This is a genomic window from Sphingobacterium corticis, assembly GCF_042684745.1.
GTDB lineage: Bacteria > Bacteroidota > Bacteroidia > Sphingobacteriales > Sphingobacteriaceae > Sphingobacterium > Sphingobacterium corticis.
The window spans coordinates 67,788-93,882 of record NZ_JBHUMA010000003.1 but is presented as its reverse complement, the minus strand read 5'-3'; the positions used below and the strand labels follow the sequence as shown (position 1 = coordinate 93,882).

At 41.6% G+C, this 26,095-nt stretch carries 17 protein-coding genes; 4 read left to right on the top strand and 13 right to left on the bottom strand.

The window, feature by feature from the left end; all coding sequences use genetic code 11:
• Positions 1 to 384: 384 nt before the first annotated feature.
• The 5 genes from eno to ACFSQ3_RS00435 form a co-directional block, all read right to left on the bottom strand.
• Complete coding sequence (gene eno / locus ACFSQ3_RS00455; RefSeq protein ID WP_380866546.1) at positions 385 to 1,683, bottom strand: phosphopyruvate hydratase; 1,299 nt, start codon at positions 1,681 to 1,683, stop codon at positions 385 to 387.
• 171 nt (positions 1,684 to 1,854) lie between these two features.
• On the bottom strand, positions 1,855 to 2,643 hold the full coding sequence (gene trpC, locus ACFSQ3_RS00450) for an indole-3-glycerol phosphate synthase TrpC (RefSeq protein ID WP_380866544.1): 789 nt from the start codon (positions 2,641 to 2,643) through the stop codon (positions 1,855 to 1,857).
• A 16-nt stretch (positions 2,644 to 2,659) separates the two neighbouring features.
• Positions 2,660 to 3,232: an anthranilate synthase component II gene (locus ACFSQ3_RS00445; RefSeq protein WP_380866543.1), complete on the bottom strand. Its 573-nt coding sequence runs from the start codon at positions 3,230 to 3,232 to the stop codon at positions 2,660 to 2,662.
• Positions 3,222 to 3,401 (bottom strand): hypothetical protein, encoded by a 180-nt coding sequence (locus ACFSQ3_RS00440; protein ID WP_380866541.1) that lies wholly within the window; start codon positions 3,399 to 3,401, stop codon positions 3,222 to 3,224. Before ACFSQ3_RS00440 ends, ACFSQ3_RS00445 begins: the two co-directional genes overlap by 11 nt.
• Entirely contained in the window at positions 3,398 to 4,801 is a 1,404-nt protein-coding gene (locus tag ACFSQ3_RS00435) for an anthranilate synthase component I family protein (RefSeq protein ID WP_380866539.1), read from the bottom strand. Before ACFSQ3_RS00435 ends, ACFSQ3_RS00440 begins: the two co-directional genes overlap by 4 nt.
• A 350-nt stretch (positions 4,802 to 5,151) precedes the next feature.
• On the opposite strand from ACFSQ3_RS00435, the gene ACFSQ3_RS00430 reads away from it, so the two are divergent.
• The 3 genes from ACFSQ3_RS00430 to carA all read left to right on the top strand — a co-directional run bounded on the left by ACFSQ3_RS00430 (position 5,152) and on the right by carA (position 10,581).
• Positions 5,152 to 7,371, top strand: a complete 2,220-nt coding sequence (locus tag ACFSQ3_RS00430; protein WP_380866537.1) for a bifunctional alpha,alpha-trehalose-phosphate synthase (UDP-forming)/trehalose-phosphatase — start codon at positions 5,152 to 5,154, stop codon at positions 7,369 to 7,371.
• A gap of 27 nt (positions 7,372 to 7,398) precedes the next feature.
• Positions 7,399 to 9,198, top strand: coding sequence for a glycoside hydrolase family 15 protein (locus tag ACFSQ3_RS00425; RefSeq protein ID WP_380866535.1), 1,800 nt, complete (start codon positions 7,399 to 7,401; stop codon positions 9,196 to 9,198).
• A gap of 282 nt (positions 9,199 to 9,480) precedes the next feature.
• On the top strand, positions 9,481 to 10,581 hold the full coding sequence (gene carA, locus ACFSQ3_RS00420) for a glutamine-hydrolyzing carbamoyl-phosphate synthase small subunit (protein ID WP_380866534.1): 1,101 nt from the start codon (positions 9,481 to 9,483) through the stop codon (positions 10,579 to 10,581).
• A gap of 190 nt (positions 10,582 to 10,771) precedes the next feature.
• On the opposite strand, the gene ACFSQ3_RS00415 is transcribed toward carA, so the two are convergent.
• The 6 genes from ACFSQ3_RS00415 to ACFSQ3_RS00390 all read right to left on the bottom strand — a co-directional run bounded on the left by ACFSQ3_RS00415 (position 10,772) and on the right by ACFSQ3_RS00390 (position 22,459).
• Positions 10,772 to 11,797: a RagB/SusD family nutrient uptake outer membrane protein gene (locus ACFSQ3_RS00415; RefSeq protein WP_380866532.1), complete on the bottom strand. Its 1,026-nt coding sequence runs from the start codon at positions 11,795 to 11,797 to the stop codon at positions 10,772 to 10,774.
• A 108-nt stretch (positions 11,798 to 11,905) separates the two neighbouring features.
• Entirely contained in the window at positions 11,906 to 12,367 is a 462-nt protein-coding gene (locus ACFSQ3_RS00410; protein ID WP_380866531.1) for a hypothetical protein, read from the bottom strand.
• Between the two features lie 58 nt (positions 12,368 to 12,425).
• Complete coding sequence (locus ACFSQ3_RS00405) at positions 12,426 to 13,901, bottom strand: SusD/RagB family nutrient-binding outer membrane lipoprotein (RefSeq protein ID WP_380866529.1); 1,476 nt, start codon at positions 13,899 to 13,901, stop codon at positions 12,426 to 12,428.
• Positions 13,902 to 13,912: 11 nt separating this feature from the next.
• A complete protein-coding gene (locus tag ACFSQ3_RS00400) occupies positions 13,913 to 17,059 on the bottom strand; it encodes a SusC/RagA family TonB-linked outer membrane protein (RefSeq protein ID WP_380866527.1) in 3,147 nt (1,048 codons plus the stop codon).
• 581 nt (positions 17,060 to 17,640) lie between these two features.
• A complete protein-coding gene (locus ACFSQ3_RS00395; RefSeq protein ID WP_380866526.1) occupies positions 17,641 to 19,206 on the bottom strand; it encodes a RagB/SusD family nutrient uptake outer membrane protein in 1,566 nt (521 codons plus the stop codon).
• A gap of 10 nt (positions 19,207 to 19,216) precedes the next feature.
• Positions 19,217 to 22,459, bottom strand: a complete 3,243-nt coding sequence (locus ACFSQ3_RS00390; protein WP_380866524.1) for a SusC/RagA family TonB-linked outer membrane protein — start codon at positions 22,457 to 22,459, stop codon at positions 19,217 to 19,219.
• Positions 22,460 to 22,761: 302 nt separating this feature from the next.
• On the opposite strand from ACFSQ3_RS00390, the gene trmD reads away from it, so the two are divergent.
• Positions 22,762 to 23,445: a tRNA (guanosine(37)-N1)-methyltransferase TrmD gene (gene trmD / locus ACFSQ3_RS00385; RefSeq protein ID WP_380866522.1), complete on the top strand. Its 684-nt coding sequence runs from the start codon at positions 22,762 to 22,764 to the stop codon at positions 23,443 to 23,445.
• 83 nt (positions 23,446 to 23,528) lie between these two features.
• Here trmD and rseP read toward each other — a convergent pair whose 3' ends face one another.
• A complete protein-coding gene (gene rseP, locus ACFSQ3_RS00380) occupies positions 23,529 to 24,860 on the bottom strand; it encodes an RIP metalloprotease RseP (protein ID WP_380866520.1) in 1,332 nt (443 codons plus the stop codon).
• Positions 24,861 to 24,934: 74 nt separating this feature from the next.
• Positions 24,935 to 26,089 carry a 1-deoxy-D-xylulose-5-phosphate reductoisomerase gene (locus ACFSQ3_RS00375; protein WP_380866519.1) on the bottom strand — a complete coding sequence of 385 codons (1,155 nt, stop codon included), beginning with the start codon at positions 26,087 to 26,089 and terminating at the stop codon, positions 24,935 to 24,937.
• Between the last annotated feature and the right edge of the window lie 6 nt (positions 26,090 to 26,095).

Here is a 26,095-nt window from a genome sequence, read left to right as displayed (position 1 = left end):
GAGGTTCCGAGTTACGGAGTGCCACTATCTTGTGCACCCACTCTCCATCTTATTAAAATGCCGCATGAGCGGATTGGCAGTAGTACAGGGATGCACGAAAGTTGTTGCCAATACGGTAAGCGGCGAGTTTTGCATCCTTTTGCGGTCAAAAGGATGATGGCCGCCCGCCATAGAGGGCATAGTTGGAAGATATCTTTACAAACCACGAAGTGCTCACCATAGGTAATCAACAGCTTGCCCCCTATTAATCCTATCAACTTTACTAACTCATTATCAACTCCTTAACCACTTAACACCACCACTACAACCACATAAAACCAAAAAAGCTACAACCGCACTTTTGTACAGCTGTAGCTTTTTAGCATTAATAGCTTAAAAAAGGAATTAACCTTTTTTCGCGTATTTGAAATCGCTTCCGATATATTTCGCGTTGCTACCCAATTCTTCTTCAATGCGAAGCAATTGGTTGTATTTCGCGATCCTGTCTGATCTTGAGATCGATCCAGTCTTGATCTGACCACAGTTCAAAGCAACTGCTAAATCAGCAATCGTATTATCTTCTGTTTCTCCAGAACGGTGTGACATGACCGAAGTATATCCGTTATGTTGCGCCAAAGAAACCGCGTTGATTGTTTCTGTCAAAGAACCGATTTGGTTTACTTTTACCAAGATTGAGTTTGCTGTATCTGTATTGATACCTTCTTGAAGACGTTTTGTGTTGGTTACGAATAAATCATCACCTACCAACTGAACGCGATCACCGATTTTTTCGGTCAACAATTTCCAGCCAGCCCAGTCATCTTCACCCATACCATCTTCGATAGAAATGATCGGATATTTCTCTGTCAATTCTGCCAAGTAGTTTACTTGCTCTTCTGTGGTACGAATCGCACCAGTAGCACCTTCGAATTTCGAGTAATCGTATTTACCGTTTTCGAAGAATTCTGTAGAAGCACAATCCAAAGCCAAGAACACATCAGAACCAGCTTTGTAACCTGCTTGCTCGATTGCTTTCAAAACCGTTTCGATTGCATCTTCCGTACCATCAAAAGTTGGCGCGAAACCACCTTCGTCACCTACTGCTGTAGATAAGTTACGGTCGTGCAAGATTTTTTTCAACGTGTGGAAGATTTCTGCTCCCCAACGCAATCCTTCAGAGAAAGAAGCTGCGCCAACAGGCATAATCATAAACTCTTGGAACGCGATAGGTGCATCCGAGTGAGAACCACCGTTGATGATGTTCATCATCGGGATAGGCAATGTGTTTGCATTCACACCACCGATGTAGCGGTACAATGGTTGACGGCTTTCTTGCGCTGCCGCTTTCGCTACTGCCAAAGAAACACCCAAGATTGCATTTGCGCCTAAGTTTCCTTTGTTTTCGCTACCATCTAACGCGATCATAGCTGCATCGATTGCATTTTGTTCGAAAACATCAATACCTTCTAACGCTTTCGCGATTTTAGTATTTACGTTTTCTACTGCTTTCAACACGCCTTTACCTAAATATTTTGCTTTATCACCATCACGCAATTCAACCGCTTCGTGGGCTCCAGTAGATGCTCCGGAAGGAACCGCAGCACGTCCAACAAAACCATTTTGTGTAGTTACATCAACTTCAATGGTTGGATTTCCGCGCGAATCTAAAATCTGGCGCGCGTGTACATCAATAATTAAACTCATTTTTATTGTATATGGTTATCTAAAAATATGCGTTCACACATAGTGTATCAAAAACACTAAGATACATAAACTTACCTTATTTTCAAAGATAGGAATTCTAGCGTGCTCGCGAAGCATTAACACAAAGATAACGTGCTAATTATCGTAAAATTTTAAAATCAGGTAAAACGTTTAAGCTTGAAGAGTTTGGACAAATTCTTTAATCGCTGTTGATGGATCAGGCGAGCGCATGAAATTTTCGCCAATTAAAAAGCCCGAGAAACCTACTTTTTGCAATGCTTTGATCGTTTGTGGATCAGAAATTCCGCTTTCCGAAACCTTAATATATTGATCCGGAATTCGCGAAACCAAATAGTAAGAATGATCTAGGGAAACCGAAAAATCTTTCAGATTACGATTGTTTACGCCGATTGCATCGATGGTATCAAACAGGCTACGCTCTAATTCTTCCTGATTATGTACCTCCAGCAAAACGCTCAAACCCAACGAGTGCGCGTACGTTGACAAAGTTTTGATTTCTTCCTCCGTCAAACAGGCAGCAATCAAAAGAATGATATCTGCGCCGTAAGCTTTTGCTTCGGTAATTTGATAAGCATCCACAATAAATTCTTTGCGGAGAAGCGGAATTTGCAATACTTCGCGCGCCGCGGTTAAATCGTCCAATGATCCTTGGAAGAAATCTGAATCTGTTAAAACTGAAATAGCCGATGCGCCAGCCGTTTGGTAGCCTGAAACTACTTCTTGCACCGTCACATCGCCATTGATCAATCCTTTCGAAGGAGAAGCTCTTTTAAATTCGGCAATAATTCCGGTTTTTTTGTCATCCAATATAAAATCGCGCAAACGATAACAGGTTCTTCCGAATAGTGGATATTGTTGCAACTCTTCTTCGGAAACTTTTGCTTTAGCATCGGCAACTTCTACTTTTTTTCTTGCTATAATCGTATCTAAAATCGTCATGTTTTTCTATTAAAAATTAGGAAAGCCAATTCGCAATAAGTTGTCGACCGTTATCCGTTAAAATGGATTCCGGATGAAACTGCATACCGCGCACATCGTATTCTTTGTGCGATAGCGCCATGATGATTCCATCTTTATCCACAGCGGTCACTTTCAAACAATCTGGAAGATTTTCTGGCGAAACTGCCCAGGAATGGTAGCGTCCGATCTGCGAATCAGCAGGAAAGTTTTGGAACAACCGTTCTTCCGAATCCACGACCTCAATGCCGGTAGCTACGCCGTGCAACGGCTTTTTCATGTTAAACAAAGTACCGCCATAAACCTCGGCAATAGCTTGTTGTCCCAAACAAATGCCCAAAATCCGTTTGCTGGCTCCGTAACGACGAATCACATCCATCAATAATCCAGCTTCGCTTGGAATCCCGGGACCAGGCGATAGTAACAGGTTATCGTATTGCTCCACATCGTCCAATGTAAACTTATCGTTTCTGACTACCTCATATTCGCGCCCTAATTCCTGCAACAAATGCACCAAATTGTAGGTGAAGGAATCGTAATTATCAATGACTAAAATTTTATTATTGCGCATATTGCAAAGTAGTTTCTGGTGTTTCGTTTTCGATTTCTGAGCCTAAAACGGCAGCTTTAGCCATGTAGACTATTTTTAATTCCACTAACTCCGCAATACGTTGTTCAATGGTTTGCAAAGAATCCATCACATGATCTTTGTTTTCGCAGTATTCTAATGGTCTGATCATAATGTTTCTGCTAAATCTAACGCGCGACGCAATGCCGCAATTTTATTATTTACTTCTTGTAGTTCACTTTCCGGATCGGAATCCAATACAATTCCTGCACCTGCCTGATAATGCAACACATTGCCTTTGCTCAAAAAAGAACGAATCATTATGGCGTGGTTAAAATCGCCATTGAATCCCATAAATCCGATCGCACCGGAATAAAAGGAGCGTTGCAAACCTTCATAACGATCGATTAGCGTTAGCGCCATGTGTTTTGGTGCGCCAGATAATGTTCCGGCGGGAAATGTATCACCAACTACATCGAACGGATTGGAATCTGCATGCAACTTGCCGGAAACTTTGGAAACTAAATGGATGATATGTGAATAATATTGTGCTTCCTTGTAGGATTTTACCTGCACATCCGTGCAATGACGACTCAAATCATTTCGTGCCAAATCAACCAGCATCACGTGCTCCGCAGATTCTTTGGGATCTTCCTTCAATTGCTCCGCGATCTTTTCGTCCAATTCCATATCGCCCGTGCGTTTGAACGTACCTGCGATCGGATAAATCGTTGCTTCGCCCTTGCGAATCGTTAACTGTGCTTCTGGCGACGAACCGAAAATTTTGAAATCACCATAATCGAAATGGAACAGATAAGGCGAAGGATTTACAGATCGCAAAGCGCGGTAAACGTTGAATTCGTCGCCCGAAAACCCAACCGAGAAAGCGCGCGAAGGCACGATCTGAAAGACATCACCGCGTTGGATATGTTGTTTCATGGTTTTAACCAAATCACGAAACTGATCGTCCGTCATATTAGAGGTTTCTGCAGCTTGCTTTTTGAAGTCGTATTCTGGGAAATTGCGGTTTTGAATAATGTATTCCATCCGATCTAAATCCGACTGCTCATCCGCCAGTAAGTTCTCAAAAAGGAAAAGCTGATTTCGGAAATGATCGATAGCGATTACGTATTTATATACATGATATTGCATGGGTGGAATATCGCGTTTTGCATCTTTTTCCACCGTAAGCTTAATGTCCTCATAATGCTCAACCGCTTCGAAAGAAAAATAACCAAACAAACCGTTTGATATCAAGTTGATGTCGGCTGGCGCCTCCGATTCAAACGCATCGCGGAACGCAGAAACTTCTTGCTTGAGGTTGATTGGATGGAGCGCTTTGGTTTCTTTGGGTTGATTAGGGTAATTGATATGCAAACCTTCCCGATTAAGCACAATGCCGGCGATCGGTTGGCAACAAATATAACTGATGTTGTTATCGCGGCTTTGGTATTCCGAACTTTCCAACAATAAGCTATTTGGAAACACATCGCGCAACCGCAAATAGATACTGACGGGCGTGGTCGTATCCGCCAATATCTGTTTGTAATTCGTTTTAAAATTATACTTCATAAATGCAATATTCTGACTACGTATGATGATACAAAAAAGAGGCCCGACATCTGTGTCGGGCCTCTTCTAAATAGGGTATATTTTTATGTTATACACACCAATAGTTATGCTTCCCGACGCTTTCTGCCTCAGGCCACCACCATAATTGATATGTGCTATTGTTCAACATTATAGAACAAATATAAAGTTATTTCCGGAATAACATCATTTTCAATAAAATATTTTTTTCGACCCACATTCACCAAACAAATTCGGTAACTTACGGTTATACTAAGTGTCAATACAACACTGACTCGGCGCCAAGTAAGTGCGTTCCAACACCCAAAGAGTCGAGGTCAACACCATCTAGCATGAGTCCAAAAAACAGCAATAAAGTCATTATCGTATCCAACAGGTTACCTGTAAAAATTGAACGCAAGGAAAGCGGATTGGTTATTAGTCCAAGCGAAGGCGGATTGGCCACCGGCTTGGGATCTATTTATAACGAGGGAAATAATATCTGGGTCGGATGGCCGGGCATTATTCCGGAAAACGAAGAAGAGAAATCATTTATCACCGATGAACTTCGCGAGCTCAATTTGGTTCCGGTTTTCCTTACTGAAGAAGAAATTTTGGGTTACTATGAAAGCTTTTCTAATGAAGTATTATGGCCCATTTGTCATTATAGTCCAAGTTATGCGGTGTACGATTCCGATAACTGGGCAACGTATGTACAAGCCAATGAAAAATTTGGACAAATTGTTCGCGAATACCTAGAACCAGAAGATACCGTTTGGGTGCATGATTATCAATTGATGTTGTTGCCCAACATTCTGCGAAGACAGAATGAAAAATTGTCGATTGGGTATTTTCAGCATATTCCGTTCCCACCGGACGAAGTTTTTCGTAGCATCCCCTGGAGAAACGAATTGCTTTTAGGTATTTTGGGAGCAGATTTAATCGCGTTTCATACGTTTAATGATGCACAGCACTTTCTTGATGCCTGTACGCATATATTGAATATTCCGATTCGAAATAATTATTTGCAAATCCGTGGTCGAAGCGCTTATGTGGAGGTTTATCCGATGGGCATTGATTTCGACAAATTCAACACTTTATCGAAAGACGCGGCGGTAAAAGAACGCGCTACTGAAATCAAACAGTATTTCAAGCAGCGAAAAATCATCCTTTCAATCGATCGATTGGATTATAGCAAAGGTATTATTCAACGGATCAAAGCTTTTGAGGAATTGCTCAAAAATTATCCTGAATTGCGCGAACAGGTAGTTCTTTATATGCTCGTGGTTCCTTCGCGTGATAAGGTGAAACAATATAAAAAACTACGCGACGAGATTGATCGTCGTGTTGGAAATATCAACTCGGTATATGGTTCTACGGATTGGACGCCAATCGCCTATTTCTACAACTCCTACCCTGTCGAAGAACTTTCGTCGTTATATGTTGCGGCGGATGTTTGTTTAATTACGTCGATTCGCGATGGAATGAACTTAGTGAGCAAGGAGTACATTGCCAGCAAGGAAGAGACTTCTGGTGTTTTGGTGCTAAGTGAATTAGCTGGCGCGGCGAAAGAGCTGATTGATGCTGTGCATGTTAATCCAAATTCTATGGATCAAATCAGCCACGCATTGCATTTTGCGTTGCACATGTCGGAGGAGGAAAAACTCAACCGCATGTCCGCGAACTTTGAATTAGTCAAAAAATTCAATATTCACCATTGGGTTGAAATATTCTTCGCTCGAATGCGTGAAATCAAAATTCAACAGAAAAAGGAGTTTGCGCGTAAAATTCAGCCTGAACATAGCGAAGGAATTACCGAAGGTTATCGAAAAAGTCAGAAACGCATCTTCTTTCTAGATTACGACGGAACGCTTATTGACTTTCACAACGAAGCGGACAAGGCCGTTCCAACGGAGGAAGTTTATGCACTATTGGACACCTTACATAATGACCCCAATAACACCGTGTGTATCATCAGTGGTCGTCCACATCAGACCTTGGAAAAATGGTTTGGTGACAAAGGTTATACACTAGTTGGAGAGCATGGTGTTTGGAAGAAGCTTCCCGGCGAAGCTTGGCGAAGCAAATCAAACCTTTCCGACCGTTGGAAACCTGCTGTAAAACGGATTATGAATAAAATTACCAACCGAACAGCAGGTTCGGCGGTGGAAGAAAAGGAATATTCGATGGCATGGCATTACCGCAAGGTGCAATCCGGTTTAGGTCGATTACGCGCGCAAGAATTAATGGATAGTTTGCGTTATTTAATTCCGCACCATGGTTTACAATTGTTGTACGGCGATAAGGTGATTGAAGTAAAAAACAGCGAAGTTAACAAAGGAAAAGCGGCCATTAGTATTGTTGATAAATTACAGCCTGATTTTGTTTTCGCCATGGGCGATGATGCCACCGATGAGGATATGTTTTTGGAACTTCCTACCGAGAAAACGGTTTCTGTGAAAGTAGGCAGTAAAAAGTCCGCCGCGAAATATTATGTCGACAGTCAACAAGATGCTATTCGCCTATTACATTCTATAGCGGATTTAGCAAATAAATCAATCCACCAGTCTTAAAATCATTAACATAAGAAAAAGCATTATATGTCGCAAAAGCATCGTTACGAAAGCGGTATAATAGGAAATTGTTCCTACATCGCGCACATTGGAAAGGACACGAATGTGAATTGGCTGTGTTGGCCATCTTTCGAAGATTCTTTCATTTTCGGTTCCCTATTAGATGACAATAAGGGCGGAGAATTCTCGATTCGACCAACGAGTGAAATCACCCAAAGTCGCCAATACTATGTAGATAATACCAATATCTTATGCACGGAAATCCATAGCGAGGACGGAGCATATCGCATTACTGATTTCGCACCTCGTTTTGAGCAATACGAGCGTTATTACAAACCGCTAATGCTGATTAGAAAGGTCGAACCGCTTTCTGGGCATCCAAAAATCCGCGTCAAATGCGAACCTACATACGATTACGGAAAGCAAACGTTCAAAAAAGATCGAGGTAGCAATCATGTACAATATCATTCGGAGGAAACGAATTTGCGATTGGCGACCAATATGCCGATTAGCCATTTTTTCGAGAATGAAGTTCCATTTCTATTGAATCAAACGGTTTATTTGATTCTAACTTATGGAAGTCCGTTTGAGGCGCCGATTGAGCGAACTGCAGAAGAATTTCAAACACGTACACAGCAATATTGGCAGAAATGGATTAAGAAAGCTTCCATTCCTACTTTTTATCAAAAGGAAGTGATTCGCTCCGCGCTGGTTTTGAAACTGCATCAATACGAAGACACCGGAGCAATTATCGCAGCAAGCACGACGAGCTTGCCGGAACATCCGGGATCGGGAAGAAACTGGGATTACCGCTATTGCTGGTTGCGCGATAGTTATTATGTGCTTACCGCATTGAGTCATATTGGACAATTTGAGGAGATGGAGAAATATGCTTCCTACATTGCTAATATTACGCACATGGATATGGACCGGCTGCAACCTTTGTACGGTATTTTTGGTCAACATAAATTAACTGAAAGCACGTTAGACTATTTGGACGGATATTTAGGGAACCAACCTGTCCGCATCGGAAATCAAGCGCACGAGCATATCCAGAACGATGTCTACGGTCAGGCATTGATTGCCTTGTTGCCACTTTTAACGGACAGCCGATTCAACCACGAATTGCAAATCAATGTTCGCGAATGGACGACCTTTATTTTGGAGAAAATTGGTGCTACAATCGATGAGTTGGATGCTGGAATTTGGGAATTCCGAAATTTCGAGCAACGCCATTGTTATTCCAACCTATTCCAATGGGCAGGAAGTACCGCCGCACTAAAAATTGCTCGGATTTATGGTTTCGATGATATTGCAGAAGAAGCTAGAAAGTTAAAAAACAGGGCTGCTGAACATATTGAAGGTTGTTTCGACGAAGAAAACGAAGTGTACACCAATGCGATCGGCAGTGAGAATTTGGATGCCAGCACCTTGCAGCTTATCATGATGAATTACCTGGATCCGGCGAGCGAAAAGGCGAAAAAGCATTTGGAAATTCTCGAAAAGGAATTAAAAGGCGAGAATGGATTGTTTTATCGCTACCTACATAAAGATGACTTTGGCAAGCCGAAATCAACTTTCCTAGTTTGTGCATTTTGGTACGTAGAAGCTTTGGCTTGCGTTGGTCGCGTCGACGAAGCAAAGGATATTTTCGAGAAGTTGATGCAATATAGCAACCATTTGATGTTGTTTGCGGAAGATGTAAGCGAAGGTGACGGCAGTCAATGGGGAAATTTCCCACAAGCTTATAGCCACGTAGGTTTGGTAAATGCCGCATATCGTATCGCGATTAAACTCGATCAACCTACATTCTTCGAGAAAGAGTAAGTTTGAAACTGATCTATAAATCATAAAGTTTGGTTGCTCTATTGCGAGCAACCGAACTTTTCAAAAAATTAGAATATGGATTTTAAAGTTTATAAATTTCTACATACCTTTGTATCCCAGTAAATGAAAGAAAACCTCTATCTGTCTGACGCCTTCACATCAATGATTTTCATTGATTACATACTAAATTAATTTGCGGCCCATTTGGGCTTTTTTTATGTATGCAAGGCAAAGCGAAAGAGGAAATTAAATAGTGTTTAACCATAGTTATTTTATACAACAATGACCAACTACAGCAAATTACCCGCGGTACTAGTACTGGAAGATGGCACCGTTTTCCACGGAAAGGCTGCCGGAAAAATTGGAACTACCACTGGCGAGATCTGTTTTAACACCGGTACAACTGGATACCAGGAGATTTTTACAGACCCTTCTTATTATGCGCAAATCATGGTAACGACCAATGCACATATAGGTAATTATGGTGTAGATGAGGATGATACCGAATCTAAAAAAATCCAAATCGCTGGTTTAGTTTGTAAAAACTACAACGTGAATTACAGCCGTAAAATGGCAGATGGTTCGATTCAAAACTATTTCGAAGAAGAAAATCTAGTTGGTATTTCGGACATTGACACACGCTCTTTGGTTCGTTATATTCGCGATAAAGGTGCAATGAATGCGATCATTTCTTCGGAAAACTTGAATGTGGAAGAATTGTTGAAACAACTTTCGGACGTTCCTTCGATGGCTGGTTTGGAATTGTCTTCTTTAGTAACGACAAAAGAGCCTTACTACTACGGTGACGAGGAAGCTTCAACACGCATCGCTGTATTGGATTTAGGTATCAAGAAAAATATTTTGCGCAACTTCGACGCACGTCAGGTGTATGCTAAAGTATTCCCTGCTAAAACATCTTTCCAAGAGATGGAAGCTTGGGGCGCAGATGGATACTTTATCTCCAATGGTCCTGGCGATCCTTCTGCAATGGATTACGCGATCAATACCGTGAAAGAAGTGTTGGCGGCAGATAAACCGATGTTCGGAATTTGCTTAGGTCATCAAATCTTAGCTTTGGCAAACGGCATCCGTACAGAGAAAATGCACAACGGTCACCGTGGAATCAATCACCCGGTTAAAAACATCATTGCTGACAAATGTGAGATTACTTCTCAAAACCATGGTTTCGGTGTGATTCGTGAAGACATTGAGAACTCTGACAATATCGAAGTAACACACATCAACTTGAACGACGATTCCATCGAAGGAATCCGTGTGAAAGGCAAGAAAGCATTCTCGGTACAATATCACCCAGAATCTTCTCCAGGCCCACACGATTCTCGCTATCTATTCGATGATTTCGTTGCGATGATCAAAGGATAAGAAAGCTTCAATAAAAGTTTAAAAGCGGTAGCAGAATTGGATTCTGCTACCGCTTTTTTGGTTGGTGAGGATTTTGCGGGAAGATAGTGGATAGATCAGCCATTATCGGTTTGAGAAAGGTTGATAAAACAAAAACGGGCGTTGAAATTTCAACGCCCGTTTGCTTTTAATTGTTATTTAAGCTAGTTGCTTAGATTTCGTTGTTAGACGATCTTTCTGCTGTCGGAATAGGAAACACGTAACGACTATCCGTTACCGGAACAGATTCACCAGCACCAACCGAATTAATCGGATCATTGCGTCGTTGCAAATCTGGAACTCTAAATCCTTCTCCCAATAACTCAATACGTCTTTCCAATAATATAGCATTAACTACACTTTCGCTAGTTGTTAATCCAGTAAAAGTGTAACCAGCATCGGAACGACTACGAACAGCTTGCAATAAAGCCGTAGCGCGTGTCAAACTACCAGCTTCCGCTTCCGCTTCAGCCACATTTAACAAAATTTCCGAATAACGAATTACAGGAACCCAATCAATAAAAGGAGAAACGCCGGCCCATTTTGTTAAAAGCTTCAGCGAACCATTCGTTTGATCAGCTGTTAAACTTGCTCTACGAGCGTCGGTTGCCGGCCAAGCTGTTGTATTTGCAAAAATTCCCGCACCAGCTGCATTCAACGTATATTCCATGTTACCCGAACCTTGATTGTAGCAAAAACCCAATTGGTTTTGAGTTCCCGGAGGATTGATTTCCGCCATTGGGAAAGAAAGAATACTTTCTGTCGTGTTATATGTTCTGAAAACGTTAACAACATTTCCCTGTAGCGCATGGTTTACTCCTGTCGGAGCAGAAAACGGTGCTGCAGCGGAAACAATTTTGTTTCCTTCTGTGATCACATCTTCATAACGTCCCATCGCTAACAAAACACGCGTTTTCAACGCGATAGCAGTGTTTTTATGCGCACGGATCGTATTATTCGTACCTTGCTCTTCCACCAAACCTTGTTCTGCATCATTTAAATCTGCTAAGATTTGTGTGTAGATTTCTGCAACGGTGCTTGAAGGAATGTTATTATTGTCTTGATTTGTTTCCGCTTGCAAACGAAGTGGAATTCCTTTCGATGCACCGTTATCTAATGTATAAGGTTTAGCAAACAACTGCACCAACGCATGATAACACAATGCACGTACGAATTTCGCTTCAATAAGGCTAAGCATTCATCACTAGGAAAAATAATACAATAAAAAAGCTGATCTCTTCAGAAATCAGCTCTTGAAAATCATAGCATCAATCAGTCTAAATGACTGATTGATGCACAAATAGAGTTATTTTCGAACCCAGACACGAGTCTGTACAGGAATTATCTCTTGACCATTGTCTAATGTTACTAAAAACATAAATGCTATCTCTACTTGAGTAGCAGTAGTACTATTGATAAAACTCTGTATCAACGTATTATTCGCTGCATTTTTAGAGCGAAACTCGGCAATGGTCGTAGTGAAAGTTGCCTTTGTGCCATTCCCAGGAATTGGTGAAGCGATGTAGGTCGCCGCACGCACGCCGCCTGCATTTATACTTGTCGCACCACCACTTACGCGAGTAATCGAAGTGATCGTTCTACCAGAACTCTCAGGTATAGATAGCGTGAAGCTAATATTTCCATCGTTAATTGGTACAATAATGTATGGATTGAAACCATGGGTCGTAGCACCGTCAAATGTAACAGGAATCTCCGGCCTATTATCAGAATAAAACTCCGTATAGTCTTTTTCGCACGAACTCATCATAATTACCAAAAGAGCCGTAAGTGTTATGATTAAATTTCTCATATTCAAATCTTTCTAATTAGTTTGCATCCCACCATACTGGCACATTGGACTGCGGTGCTGCACTGCCTTGTGGGAAGTTTGGATTACGTTGTTGTTCTGTAAATAAGTAAATCAATCGTACCGGTCTAGTACCATCAATACCTTGAGCATTTTGGTGTTCCGATAATGTCGGGTAACCAGTTCTTCTCCAATCATTCCACTGCTCCAATCCATTTGAGAATAACGCAATATATTTTTGATTGATAATTTGCTCGATACGTTGTTCAGTAGAACCTGCTAATGTAACAATGGTTGGATTAGCCACGAAATAAGCGTCGATATCAGCCGTTGCTACACCTGCATCCTGCATAGAGGCACGAATACCTCTTTGATATAGTTCAGATGCATTACCTGCCACTCCAAAACGAACTACAGCTTCCGCTAAGATGAATGCTGTTTGGGCATTCGTCAATAATCTAACCGGTCCCTCGCCTCCGACTCCAATCGCATAATTATTATACACTGATCTTGTTGCAACTGCTGGCGGTGTTCCTCTAAAACCATTATCTATTGTGACATAGTTACTTGATGGACGAGTGATATACAAAGGCAAACGAGGATCATTAAGTCCTTGAAGTTTATTAACAAATCTAGTACTGATCATGAGCTCATTCTGAAAAGAAGAGTTTCTAGTCAGCGTCCATAAAGGAGCTTGACTACCTACTTGACCTCCGAATCGAACCGCCAAGTTTTGATCATTAGCATTGATATAATTGTTACGTGCAACAACCTCGTCAATAACTTGTTTAGCTATTTGGGGTTCTATGGCACTGATTTGCATCGCCAAACGTAACAACAATGAGTTACCCGCACGCTTCCATTTTGCTAAATTTCCACCGTACACGATATCACCACTTCCAATGGTTAAGACACTCTCCTTATCAAGATCTGCAAGACCTTCTCTTACTAAATCAAACAAACTTTGAATACCTTGAGCTTCATTTCCAAGATAAATATCGCGTTGCGTATCAATTCGAGGTGTAGTGACTTCCATATCTCCTAAAAGAGCTTCAGAATAGGGAACATCACCCCATGCATCAGTTGCCATCGCAAAGGTGAAAGCCATCATTATTTTACCAACTCCAGCGTATACGGGGCTATTGGCTTTATCGGCTTCTTCAACCATTTTTTTGTAGTTGATCAATGCTCCACCATAGATCTCAAAAGACCATTGATTGCCAAAACCACCGCCATTGATCTCGTAAATATCGTAGGAGGCCGGACTCCCAGAGACACCAGCGGTAACACTCATGATCGTGGAAGCAAAACGGTTCAATTCATTCGAATTTGCAAATGCTGTTCCAGAAAGCCCCACTGGTAAAAGTGTAGCAGCCGGAACTTCTAGAGGATTATTTGGAGTATCATTGACATCCAAAAAATCACTGCAGGATGTCGCCGATAACGCTAAAGCGACAAGCGATAGCTTAAATATTTTATGTGTTATAATTTTCATGTGTTTTCAGATTAGAATGAAGCCCGAATATTAAATCCATAGTTTCTAGTAGTAGGCACACCATTTAAGTCCAAGCCTTGTACATTTCCTGCACCTTGAGTATTGACCTCAGGGTCTCCTGGGAAACCTGGAGCGAACATAAATAAGTTACGACCGCTGAACCCAAAGGAAACTTGGCCAAATGGTGAATTTTCTAACACTCTTGCTGGCAAACTGTAATTAATGGCCAATTCTCTAAGACGGTATGAGGTTGCATCAAATACTGCCGCTTCTGAAGCGATACCTCCCAAACCTGCCCAGTAAGATTGAGCTGATATTTGAATATCGTTTGGTCTATAGCCTGTTACATTTCCGCTTCCATCTTTAACTTCGATCACACCAGGAAGAATCCTTGGTTGAGTACGATCAACACCCGTCAGGTCAATATGACCTGCAGAACGCATATCCACTTGGGTGAATGAAAAAAGCTGACCACCTTTTTGAATATCAACTAATGCCATCAAACTAACACCTTTGTAAGTAAATGTATTCGAGAAACCCAATGTATAGTCTTTCTGAGGATTGGCAACAACACGGTTTCCGATTCCTGGTTGAAATAATCCAGTAGCTGGGTTAATCAAAAGATCGCCATTTTCATTTCTAGGAGTTTGCGTACCTACAATTACTCCATAAGGATATCCTTCTGCGATAGAAGGTGCTATACCAGTGAAAGAGTTAATACCTGGAATTACACTACTAGTCAATTCAGAGCCTCCAACCGGTTCATCGCCAAAGATAGAATAAACATTATTTCGAATACGAGTAAAGTTCACATTCATATTCCAGCTAAAGTTGGCATTACGAATCGGATAACCGCTTAACAATACCTCAATACCACGGTTGGTCATTTCTCCAATATTGGAAGTACGCGTATTGAAACCAGATGAGTTAGCAACTGCCACATTAAAGATTTGGCTCGAACTACGTGTACTGAAGTAAGTAAAGTCTAGGTCAATACGGTTATTAAATAAACCAAACTGTGTACCCACTTCGAATGAAGATACAAACTCAGGTTTCAAATTCGGGTTACCAATACGGCTACCGATTGCAAAACCAGGGATACTGGATCCGCCAACGTTCAATGGAAATTGAATACTGGCAGTATTGTTACCAAATGAGCTGATACTATAAAGTGTCGTAAGCAAGTAAGGATCTGCGTCACGACCTACACGAGCGGCATTAGCGCGCACTTTCCAATAAGACAATACATCTGAACGTAGACTCTCCCATGCCGTAGTTGGGACAAAACTCAACGAAGCCGATGGATAGAAATAAGTATTGTTGCTAGTTGGTAATGTAGATGATTTATCTGCACGGCCTGTCAATTCTAAAAACAAATAGTCATTGTAGCCTAAACTTAACTGCGCATAATGTCCAACTAATCTTCTACGGAAACGATTAGAATAAGAACCTGTAAATACAGAAGCGTTAGCGACGTTGTCAAATCCGAACATGGATAAACCACTAGACACAACGCCAGATTCGCGAGAGTCTCTGCTGTTAAGATTCTGACCTAATAATAATGTCGCATTTAATCCATCTACAAAAATATCTTCTTGCTTAGCTGTGATCATCAAATCTCCATTTAATTCAGAACGGAAACGGTTATCGGCATCAATCGCACCAAGCGGAGCGCGAGCGGCACCAATTCGTAAGACTTGTCTACGTTGATCAAAATACGTATCTCCTGTTACACGGTAGCTTACATTTAACCAATCGCTTATATCATAACCAATATTCAAATTACCAAATACGCGATCCACGTCTGATTCAAAGAATTCATTCTCAACACTCCATAATGGACTGTTTTGACCAGGAAGAAAATACTGACGCTCTCCTGCAGCATTTAGAAGTGGTGTACCATTTAAGTCGTAAGAGACCGGTACACGTGTAATCTGTCCAAAAGCACTACCTCCGTTGCCCATTGTAGCTCCGCGCTGGCTGGTTTTGGAATAAGTGAGCGTTCCGCCAATAGAAATTCCATTATTCAAAACGCGGTTTCCACCTACATTAGCAGTATGCCTGTTGTATTTTGATGTAGGTACGATACCATTTTGGATAGTACTTGATAAACCTGCTGCAAAGTTACTCTTCTCATCACCACCTGCGAGATTTACAGAGTTCTGATAGAATGCACCTGTGTTGTAGAAATCACGAATGTTGTTTGGATAAGCTTGATAAGGAACTGTTAACCCAGTACCTCCTTGGATCACCTCATCCATCGTACCGAATGCAGGTCCCCAAGAGTTTGTACTTTGGTTATTGTAAATATTATTTGCTCCTTGTCCGTATTGAGTTTGGTACTTTGGCAAATATGCTACATTCTGAAAGTTAGCCGATGAATTTAAGGTTACTTCAGTCTTTCCACGCAAACCTTTTCCAGTTTTGGTCGTAATCATCAAAACCCCAGCAGACGCACGTGAGCCATAAAGCGCAGATGCTGCAGGACCTTTCAATACAGAAATAGACTCAATGTTATCTGGTGGAATATCATTCAAACGGTTAGAAGGTTGCGAACCAAACAAAGTGTTTTGGCTATTATCCGTATCATTACTAAAGATAATACCATCTACTACGATTAGGGGTTGGTTATTACCACCAAATGACGTGACACCACGGATGTTGATATTTGTAGAAGATCCTGGCTGACCCGATGAACTTGAGATATTGACACCGGCTACTTTACCTTGCATAGAGTTTAGTACGTTAGTTTCTGATTTCTGAACTAGGTCGTCTCCGCCTACGCGTTGCGTAGCGTATCCAATTGATTTGGCAGTGCGTTGGATCCCTTGTGCTGTAACCACGACTTCTTCAATGGCTTCATCTTCACCCGCAAGCTGAACATTAATTACACTACGATCACCAACAGTAACTGTCTGAGACGTATGACCAATAAGAGAAAAGCGCAAGACAGAACCATTTGTTACATTGACGGAATAATTTCCACTTCCGTTTGTCTGAGTGGATGTCGTTGACCCAACGACTGTGACGGTAACAGAGCCCAGCGGATCTCCGCCTGACACAGATGTCACTTTACCAGTTACGGTTCGATTTTGTGCATTCGCTATCCCAATAAATAGGGTACAAAGCACAAAAAAACTGAGTAATTGTTTTTTCATAAGTGTGTGTGTTTAGTTAATATTGGCCAATAATAGAATTAATATTTGACAATGCAAAAAAATGTTAAAACGTTGTAAATACTCGACTTTGGAACATTTATTGCAAATATGTCTCCCGCAGTAGTTTTTCATCAGCTATTTTTCGCTATTTGAAAATTTTGAAACCACTTTTATGTAAATATGTTATAAAAATAAATTTACATTTTTTTCTTACCATCCTATTTTTGTAAAGAGAAAACAAGAATTTTCCACTTTTGCATCCAGATTTGCAGAATGTAAAGATATAATTCGTCGGTATTATGAATTTATCTAAGACAACCTCGTAAATACTTCAAAAAAACAATTCTCTATTCCCTCCGAATTAAAAAATATTTGCACTTCTGGTGCTACACCTTAATAAACAATAGTTAACATAAAACACTTCAAAGAAATAAAAAGTCAGCATTTGTAATCAGTAAAACGTTTTTGCAAATGAATTTGTATTGCGATATCGCAAATAGGTAATATATTGTAGTATACATAAAAAAGCGTCGCTGACCGTTTGGCCAGCGACGCTTCTTGTAAATTAAAAATACTATTATTTATTCCGAGCCGTCATCAGAGTCTACTGCGTCTTCGCCTTCCGGAGTTGCTTCAACCGGATTTTGATCAGCAACAGTTAATGCATTATTCGTATTGATCTCATCTTCTGGGATAGCAAACAAAAATTTATTGGAATTCGCTGGTAGTGTTAAAACATTTGGCGCAAAATTACTACCGTCATTTCCGTTCAGATTATCGCCTCCGTGATTGCCCGGTCCAGCAGGACGGTTTAACCCACGACCAAGACGTTTAACGTCCAACAATGCAAAACCTTCACCCCATAATTCGATCTTACGTTGCAATAGAATTTCGTTCAACAAAGCTCCACCAACGAAAGTCGTTGCGTCGTAAGCAGCATATCGCTTCGAAACTAATGATTGCAACGTTTGGGTAGCTGCTGCAGCCGCGCCAGTGCGCGCTTCTGCTTCTGCTTTGATCAGATACATTTCACTCAGCCGCATAAATAAATAATCAGACGCCCAATTACCCGCTTGACGTAATTGAAACTTTAATTGACTGTATATTGGCAAGCTAGAACTTGCTACATCAGCGAATAAGGTTTTGCGTACATCTCCTGCTGGAATGCGATCATACAAGGACTTAGTGATTTTCTTCTGACCACCAAGAGCAGCATAGCCTCCCGCGGCAGGACGATTGTCCATGTGTGAGTAAAAGGACGCGAAAATCGTTGATTGATCAACAATCACTTCAGTTCCCCACATCCATTCTGGAGCAGTTAACGTATTGAAGCCTGACGCATTATATTGTGTGGAATCCATCAAGCTCAGCGCACTTGAAGTAATCGCACGTTGCGACATATCCAGAGCAACATTGTAAAACGATGGATCCAAAGCACCATATTGTAAAGCTGCTCTAGCATGAATACCCAAAGCTGTCGCTAAATTGATATGCGAACGGTGAATTCTCGTTTTCCCATCTAACAAAGTTTCCGCTTCCTCCAAATCTTGAAAGATTTGAGCATATACTTCGGCAATAGTTGCTCTTGCTTTTCCTTCTTCGGTTGGCTCCGTATAAATTGGAACACCAGGACCTTGCAATCCACCGTGGCCGAAGAAATTTACTAAATAATAGTAAGAATGCGCACGCAAAGCCAACGACATGCCGCGAATGTTTTCTTTATCTTCGGCTTCGCCTTCCAAATCATCTAAACGAGAAAGAATACGATTCAAGTTTCCGATAATTCTATAATAATAGAACCAAGTGCGATCAGGACGTTGTCCGCTTCTAATATTGCTTAATCCTGAATAGTTATAATCTGTATTGAACCAAGAATATCCTTGCGTGTGCACAACCATGTCCTCGCCCATCAAATCGGAAACTAAGTCATACGATTTTTGACCGAAATTCCCGTGATTGGTCAGGGAATTGTACATACTGCGGTAAACGCCATTCAAGACCACCATTGCACCATCCGTGTCTACAAAAACCTCTTCCTCGGGCACACTAGATGTTGGTTCAGTTTTAAGATAATCCTTGTTGCAACCTACCATCGCTAACGACACAGCAAGAATCAAGGAGTATATATATTTGTTATTTCTAATCATGTCTTTCTTTTTATAAACCTATGGTTACACCAAAAGTAAAGTTTCTCATTGCTGGAAACGTAAAATCAGAAGTTCCTCCGAATGAACGTTGTGGATCCATTCCCTTGCGAGAAGTGAACAAGAAGGCATTGTCGACGTTCGCAAATACCCGAAGACGTGATAAGCCTGTATTTTCCACCCATTGTTGCGGGAAGTTGTAACCCAATGTGATGTTCTTGATATTTACGTAAGATGCATCGAATAAGAAACGGTTGGACTGTGAGTTTCCTGCTGCACTTGCATCAATCGCATTTTGCAAACGAGGAACATCCGTAATATCGCCAGGTTGGGTCCATGCATGTAAAATATCAGTATGCCATGCGGATCCGTAGCTTCCTTGATGCATCAAAGCAGCGTAGTTACCATCGTAAAACTTACCTCCTAATTGAGAAGTTACCAAAACAGATAATTCGAAACCCTTATAGGCAAATGAATTGGTGATGCCACCGTATAAATCAGGAATCGCAGAACCTTGCTCATACAATGTTGCTTGATTCACATCGGTAGTTGTTTCACGCTCTCCGGTAGCGACACCATCTGCACCAATAACATCTCTATACCAAAGTGCGTCACCTGTAGCAGCATCAACACCTGCGTAATCTCTCAAATAAAACTGATAAACGTCGGAACCCTCATAAAGACGTTTTGTACCACTGACAATACCGTTAGCGCGATTTCCCTCTGCTAAACGTGTAATTTTATTTTTGTAATGGCTCAAGTTTAGATCAACTCTCCAGTTGAACTCTCCGTTGCGAATAGCGTTATATCCCAATTGCAATTCGATACCGCGGTTATACATCGTTCCAACATTTCGCCATACGGAGGCACCACCGGTAGCTAAGCCACCAGTCGATAGCGCTAAAGGAACGTTGAACAATAAGTTGGAAGATTCCCTATGGTACCATTCTACGCTACCATCCAAACGGTTATCAAATAATCTAAAATCTAAACCAACGTTGAAGTTTCTGTTTTTCTCCCAAGTCAAACCGCTGTTTGGCAAACTCCCTAACAATACTCCAGGAAGGTTCGCATTGTTCCAACCGAAATCGTACAAACTTTGCCAAGCATAGTAATTATCGATGTTGCCATTCATCGGGTTTTCAGAGTCTCCTTCATCAGAAGAACGCGTACGTTGAACACCTTCATTACCTTGTTCACCGTAACTCGTTCTTAATTTCAGATCATTTACCCAACTAACATCTTGCATAAAATCTTCGTTGGAAATACGCCATCCTGCACCTACGGAATAAAATGTACCCCATTGATTGGTCGACTCGCCAGCTGCTCCAGGAAAGAACCGCGAAGTACCATCACGACGAACTGATCCTGACAATAAATAACGCTCTTTGTAGCTATAGGCAACTTGTGCGAAATAACCTTCGATGCGGTGATAATCCTCGTACGACGTCGCTCCTTCTAAGGTTGCCCCAGGCGCTAGTTGTGGATTGCCTGGAAAGGGAAATCCTGTGCGCGTAGCTAGGTTAAAGTTGTTTGTACTTTTGTAGTTCTCGTGACCGACTAATGCATTCAAATAATGATCGTCTCCAAAGTTCTTATCGTACGTCAACACTTGATTGAATGTGTATGTCAAAGCACGCATTTGAGTTTGCGTAGAACGACCAGCGACATTTGCCGCGTCGCCAAATTCAGGATTTTGAAAATCAATACCTAAGCGGTTGAAATAGTTACCACCCAATGTTGTTTTGAAAGAGATGTCTTTTGTAATATCCGCCTCCAAATACGTGTTAAAGTTTAAATTGCCTGTTTTTCCCGAACGTTCATCGAGGGCTAATGAACCAACTAAGTTGGAGTTACCTGCATAAGGACGAGCACCCATTTGAGATGGAACACCCCAATCTAAAGCGCGTTCTCCAGTACGTGGATCGATAACGAAAGCACCATCGTTCTCGCGTTGCCAAATCGGATAAATAGGCCCCATAATACGTGTATAATAGAATGGATTTGTCGTTGACGTACCACCGCTCGACATATTTTGTTGGTAACCTAGAGCTCCATCTGTATTCAAGCCCAAACGCAACCAATCTTTAACCTTTGTGTTTACATTTACACGACCAGTAAAACGCTCGTATCCTGTGAATTTTACATAACCAGGTTCATTTAAATAACCCATCGAAACGTAATAATCACTTTTATCCGAACCACCACGCACGTTTAAATTATAATCCTGACGGAATGCTGGTGCAAACAGTTCGCGTTGCCAATCATCTTGATATAGGATTCGTGCTGCCGGATTAAATGTTCCGTTTGGTAACACAACCTGATTATTTGCTTGATCTGTAGCATTGTAAACAACACCTGCAATTAAGTTATTCGAAGCTGCTTGTCCAGCTGCTTCTGGAGTAGGAAATTGCTCGTTTTCATCACGAGTTCTCAAAATACGATTATATGTAGCTTGCCACATACCCTCGTAATATTGTGGGATATCAACACGGTCATATTCTGGGATAGCACGGTTTGTGAATCCGGTACGCGCGGTCAAAGTCAATTCTGGATCACGATTCGTTCCGCTTTTGGTTTTAATCATGATTACGCCATTTGCCGCTCGAGCACCGTATAATGCAGTCGCCGCAGCATCTTTTAAAACCGTAGCACTTTCAATATCATCCGGAGAAATAGATACGGCTGAACCTACATAAGGAACGCCATCGACCACATATAGCGGACTAGAATTCGCATTGATAGATCCAATACCGCGAATACGCACATCCGTGCTAGTTCCTGGCGCACCGCCTCCATTGGTGGATTGCACGCCTGGAGCAACACCTTCTAATGCTCGAGTAAAAGAAGAAACTTGTTGACGCTCAAAATTCTTCGAAGAAATTGTTGACTCAGAACCTGTAAAGGCGGTTCTACGAATCGTTCCATAAGGAACTTGAACGACAACTTCTTCGATTTCTTCGCCGCGAGAGGTCAGTTCAACATTGACAACCGCTCGGCCGTTTACGGATACATTCTGTGAATCAAATCCCAAGTAGGAAAAACGTAATACAGCATCAGCTGCGGCGTCGATAGTGAATGATCCTTGATCGTTGGTTTGCGTGGCAGAACCACCAACAACGTTGACGGAAGCGCCACTAATGGGCTTTCCATCACTAGCTGCTGTTACTCTACCAGTAATACGATTACTTTGTGCCCATGCTGTACCCGTAAAGATAAAACATAGCAAAAGCAAGCTCAATACTTTTTGCTTCATAGTGTAATAGTCTGTGTGTTTTAATAGTCAGAAGGGTGCAAGTTTAACAAATTTTTAACTCGTAAAAAAATGTTAAATAAGAAACTGTCTTTTCGATAACCAAAGTCGAAAAGTCATCACTGCATTATGAACTGGATAATTTTCGCCAAAACATCGTGTAACTGCACACTGGACCCAAATTATGTCGAACACTGAATTCAGTTATCGTAAAGTTTTACTTTTTCGATTTTAAGAGATTGCTTTGTAACAAATCAAAAACTTAGGTTACTTTGTTAATGCCATTTTTCAGCTACCTTTGCAGCATGCGATTTGATATTATAACGGTTCTCCCTAGTTTGTTGGAAAGTCCTTTTGCGCATTCTATTTTGCAGCGCGCACAAAAGAAAGGCTTAGCTGAAATACACGTACATAATTTGCGCGATTATGCTTCGAACAAACAGAAATCTGTCGATGATTATCCCTATGGTGGTGGTTCGGGCATGGTGATGCAGATCGAACCTTTTGCGAATTGTATTGAGAAATTAATGGCGGAGCGCCATTACGACGATGTTATTTACATGACTCCGGATGGAGAAACCTTAAATCAGGATATTGCAAATGGATTCTCTTCTAAAGAGAATATCGTCATCTTGTGCGGACATTACAAAGGGATCGATCAACGCATACGCGATATATTTGTCACGAGAGAGATTTCGATTGGCGATTACGTATTATCGGGAGGAGAGTTGCCTGCGGCTATTTTGGTAGATTCCATTATTCGTCTTATCCCGGGCGTACTTTCTGATGAAACCTCCGCGCTATCGGATTCCTTCCAAGATGGTTTGTTGGATGCGCCAATTTACTCGCGGCCTGCGGAATGGCGGGGACATCAAGTACCGGATATTCTATTGAGTGGAAATGAAGCGAAGATCGCTGCGTGGAGACACGAACAACAGCTTAAACGCACATTGGAACGTCGACCGGATTTATTGGAAGATTCGGAATAATCTCCAGCTATAGAAAAAAGTCCCGCATCAATAAAAATTTGATTGCGGGACTTTTTTATTCTACAGAAAATATGTTGAATGCGCTATTGCACAAGCTTGAAAATATCGTTTCCGAAAACGAAGATCATTAGTGCCACTAGAATGAAGAAACCAACCATTTGCGCACGCTCCAAAAACGTGTCGCTCAAAGGTTTACCTTGAATCATTTCTATTAATAAAAATACCACATGACCACCATCCAGCGCCGGAATCGGCAATAAATTCATAAAGGCTAATGCCATCGAAATCAATCCGACCAAACTCCAAAAGCGAGCCCAATCTACTTCCGTTCCAAACATGGTTGCAATACCAACCGGCCCGGATAAGGCTTTATCTGCTTTAAGGTCGCCGCTGAATATTTTCCCAAAACCCTTGATATTATCCGTGATGACGCCAAACGCCTTACTTGCTCCCAAAGGAAATGCTTCCAAAAAGCCGTATTTGTAGGTTACAATAGGCAAATTGATCTTACTCATATCATATCCAACCCCAATTGTACCTTCGTTAGAAACTGTTCCCGTTAAAGTTAGCGGCTGTCCATCGCGAATCACACCGATTTCTACCGGTTTGTTAGACTGAGAAGTCAATATGCTGGAAACCTGATCTTGGAATTGAACCGCTTGTTGGTTCACGCTCACGATACTATCTCCAACTTGAAAATTCATTTTCGCAGCTGGATTATCTGGAACTATTTGCGCAACGGAAGTAATACGAATGCGTGGTTGCACAAACTCATTTCGTTTATGTTCAGCTACCATATTACCCATATCGGCAGGCATTTGCAAATCGACCATCGCGCCGTTGCGCTCCAAAGTGAGCGTTGCACCGCCGAAAAGCACATCCGTATTCAAAACATCTTGCTGGAAGTTTTGAGGAACTACACCGTTAACTTTAATAATCCGATCTCCCGCCTCAATGCCTACCGCTTTTCCAACAATTCCGGGCACAACGCCATCCGTCAATTTGGTATTATCATAATCGGTTACGCCATAGCTGAAGGTCAGCATCCAGAATACAAAAACGCCAACGATAACATTCACAATAATTCCACCCAACATCACAATCAGACGCTGCCAGGCAGGCTTTGATCGAAATTCCCAGGGTTTCGGTTCTTCTTTCAATTGCTCGGTATCCATGGATTCATCAACCATTCCGGCAATCTTCACGTAACCACCTAATGGCAACCAACCGATTCCATATTCAACACCTTTGTGATTAAATTTGAAAAGCTTAACACCCCAAGCATCGAAAAACAAGTAAAATTTTTCTACTTTAATACCGAATGCTCTCGCGGCCAAAAAATGCCCCAATTCATGCAAAACGATTAATAAAGACAGTCCTAAAAGAACCTGCCCGATCATTATTAAAATACCCATTGAAAATATAAAATCATTTATTCATTAAAACCTCTCCGAGGTCATACATTTCTACACAGCAATATAAACGACAATTATTGCAAAAAAGTCTGCGCAACGCGCCGAGCTTCTTGATCACATTGCAGATAATCGTCCAGCGAGCTGAGCACTTGTTTACCAATGATAGACAGCGTTTTTTCAATCACATCGCTCATTCCTAAAAAGGAAACACGATCCTCCAAAAAAGCAGCAACCACTACTTCATTGGCTGCATTCAATACGCAAGGCTGATTGCCTCCCTGTTCCATAGCGCTGTATGCCAGCTGCAAGTTACGAAAGGTTTCCAAATCCGGCTTATGAAAATCTAAACATCCATATTTTGCGAAATCAAATCGCTCAAATTGGTTGGCGGCACGCTCCGGATAAGTCATCGCATATTGGATAGGCAATTTCATATCTGGAAGTCCAAGTTGTGCTTTGATGGATCCATCCTCGAATTGCACCATGGAATGAATAATCGATTGCGGATGCACCACCACATCAATTTGGTCGGCACGCAAATCAAATAACCATTTCGCTTCTATCACTTCCAAACCTTTGTTCATTAGCGATGCGGAGTCAATGGTGATTTTAGCGCCCATGCTCCAGTTCGGATGTTTCAGCGCTTGCGCTTTCGTCACTGTAGCTAAGAAATCGCGACCTTTGCCTCGAAACGGACCACCAGAAGCGGTGAGATAGATTTTTTCAATTGGATTCATCTCCTCGCCGACCAAGCATTGAAAAATAGCCGAATGCTCAGAATCAACGGGAAGCATTTTGACGCCGTGTCTCTTCACCAATCCCATCACCAATTCGCCCGCCACCACCAAGGTTTCCTTGTTTGCCAATGCGATATCCTTGCCACATTCGATCGCTTTGCAAGTCGGTCCTAATCCGGCGGAGCCAACAATAGCGTTTAAAACTAAATCAATTTCTGGATCTTGAACAACTTCCAACAACCCTTCTTCGCCAGTCAATACCTGAACATTCAATTTGGCGAGTTGTGATTTAACTTGTTGCAGTTGCTGGTGATCAGCAATAACCACATATTTGGGTTGATAACGCAGCGCTTGTTGCACTAATAAGTCCACATTTTTCCCACCGGAAAGTACACTTATTTTAAAGCGATCTGGGAAAGCATCAACTACCTCCAACGCTTGCGTTCCAATACTTCCGGTAGCGCCTAAAATGGCAATATTCTTTTTCTTCAAATCAGC

Coding starts and splice junctions, on each gene's coding strand:
- eno (WP_380866546.1), bottom strand. CDS start 1,683: ATGAGTTTAATTATTGATGTACACGCGCGCCAGATTTTAGATTCGCGC.
- trpC (WP_380866544.1), bottom strand. CDS start 2,643: ATGACGATTTTAGATACGATTATAGCAAGAAAAAAAGTAGAAGTTGCC.
- ACFSQ3_RS00445 (WP_380866543.1), bottom strand. CDS start 3,232: ATGCGCAATAATAAAATTTTAGTCATTGATAATTACGATTCCTTCACC.
- ACFSQ3_RS00440 (WP_380866541.1), bottom strand. CDS start 3,401: ATGATCAGACCATTAGAATACTGCGAAAACAAAGATCATGTGATGGAT.
- ACFSQ3_RS00435 (WP_380866539.1), bottom strand. CDS start 4,801: ATGAAGTATAATTTTAAAACGAATTACAAACAGATATTGGCGGATACG.
- ACFSQ3_RS00430 (WP_380866537.1), top strand. CDS start 5,152: ATGAGTCCAAAAAACAGCAATAAAGTCATTATCGTATCCAACAGGTTA.
- ACFSQ3_RS00425 (WP_380866535.1), top strand. CDS start 7,399: ATGTCGCAAAAGCATCGTTACGAAAGCGGTATAATAGGAAATTGTTCC.
- carA (WP_380866534.1), top strand. CDS start 9,481: ATGACCAACTACAGCAAATTACCCGCGGTACTAGTACTGGAAGATGGC.
- ACFSQ3_RS00415 (WP_380866532.1), bottom strand. CDS start 11,797: ATGCTTAGCCTTATTGAAGCGAAATTCGTACGTGCATTGTGTTATCAT.
- ACFSQ3_RS00410 (WP_380866531.1), bottom strand. CDS start 12,367: ATGATGAGTTCGTGCGAAAAAGACTATACGGAGTTTTATTCTGATAAT.
- ACFSQ3_RS00405 (WP_380866529.1), bottom strand. CDS start 13,901: ATGAAAATTATAACACATAAAATATTTAAGCTATCGCTTGTCGCTTTA.
- ACFSQ3_RS00400 (WP_380866527.1), bottom strand. CDS start 17,059: ATGAAAAAACAATTACTCAGTTTTTTTGTGCTTTGTACCCTATTTATT.
- ACFSQ3_RS00395 (WP_380866526.1), bottom strand. CDS start 19,206: ATGATTAGAAATAACAAATATATATACTCCTTGATTCTTGCTGTGTCG.
- ACFSQ3_RS00390 (WP_380866524.1), bottom strand. CDS start 22,459: ATGAAGCAAAAAGTATTGAGCTTGCTTTTGCTATGTTTTATCTTTACG.
- trmD (WP_380866522.1), top strand. CDS start 22,762: ATGCGATTTGATATTATAACGGTTCTCCCTAGTTTGTTGGAAAGTCCT.
- rseP (WP_380866520.1), bottom strand. CDS start 24,860: ATGGGTATTTTAATAATGATCGGGCAGGTTCTTTTAGGACTGTCTTTA.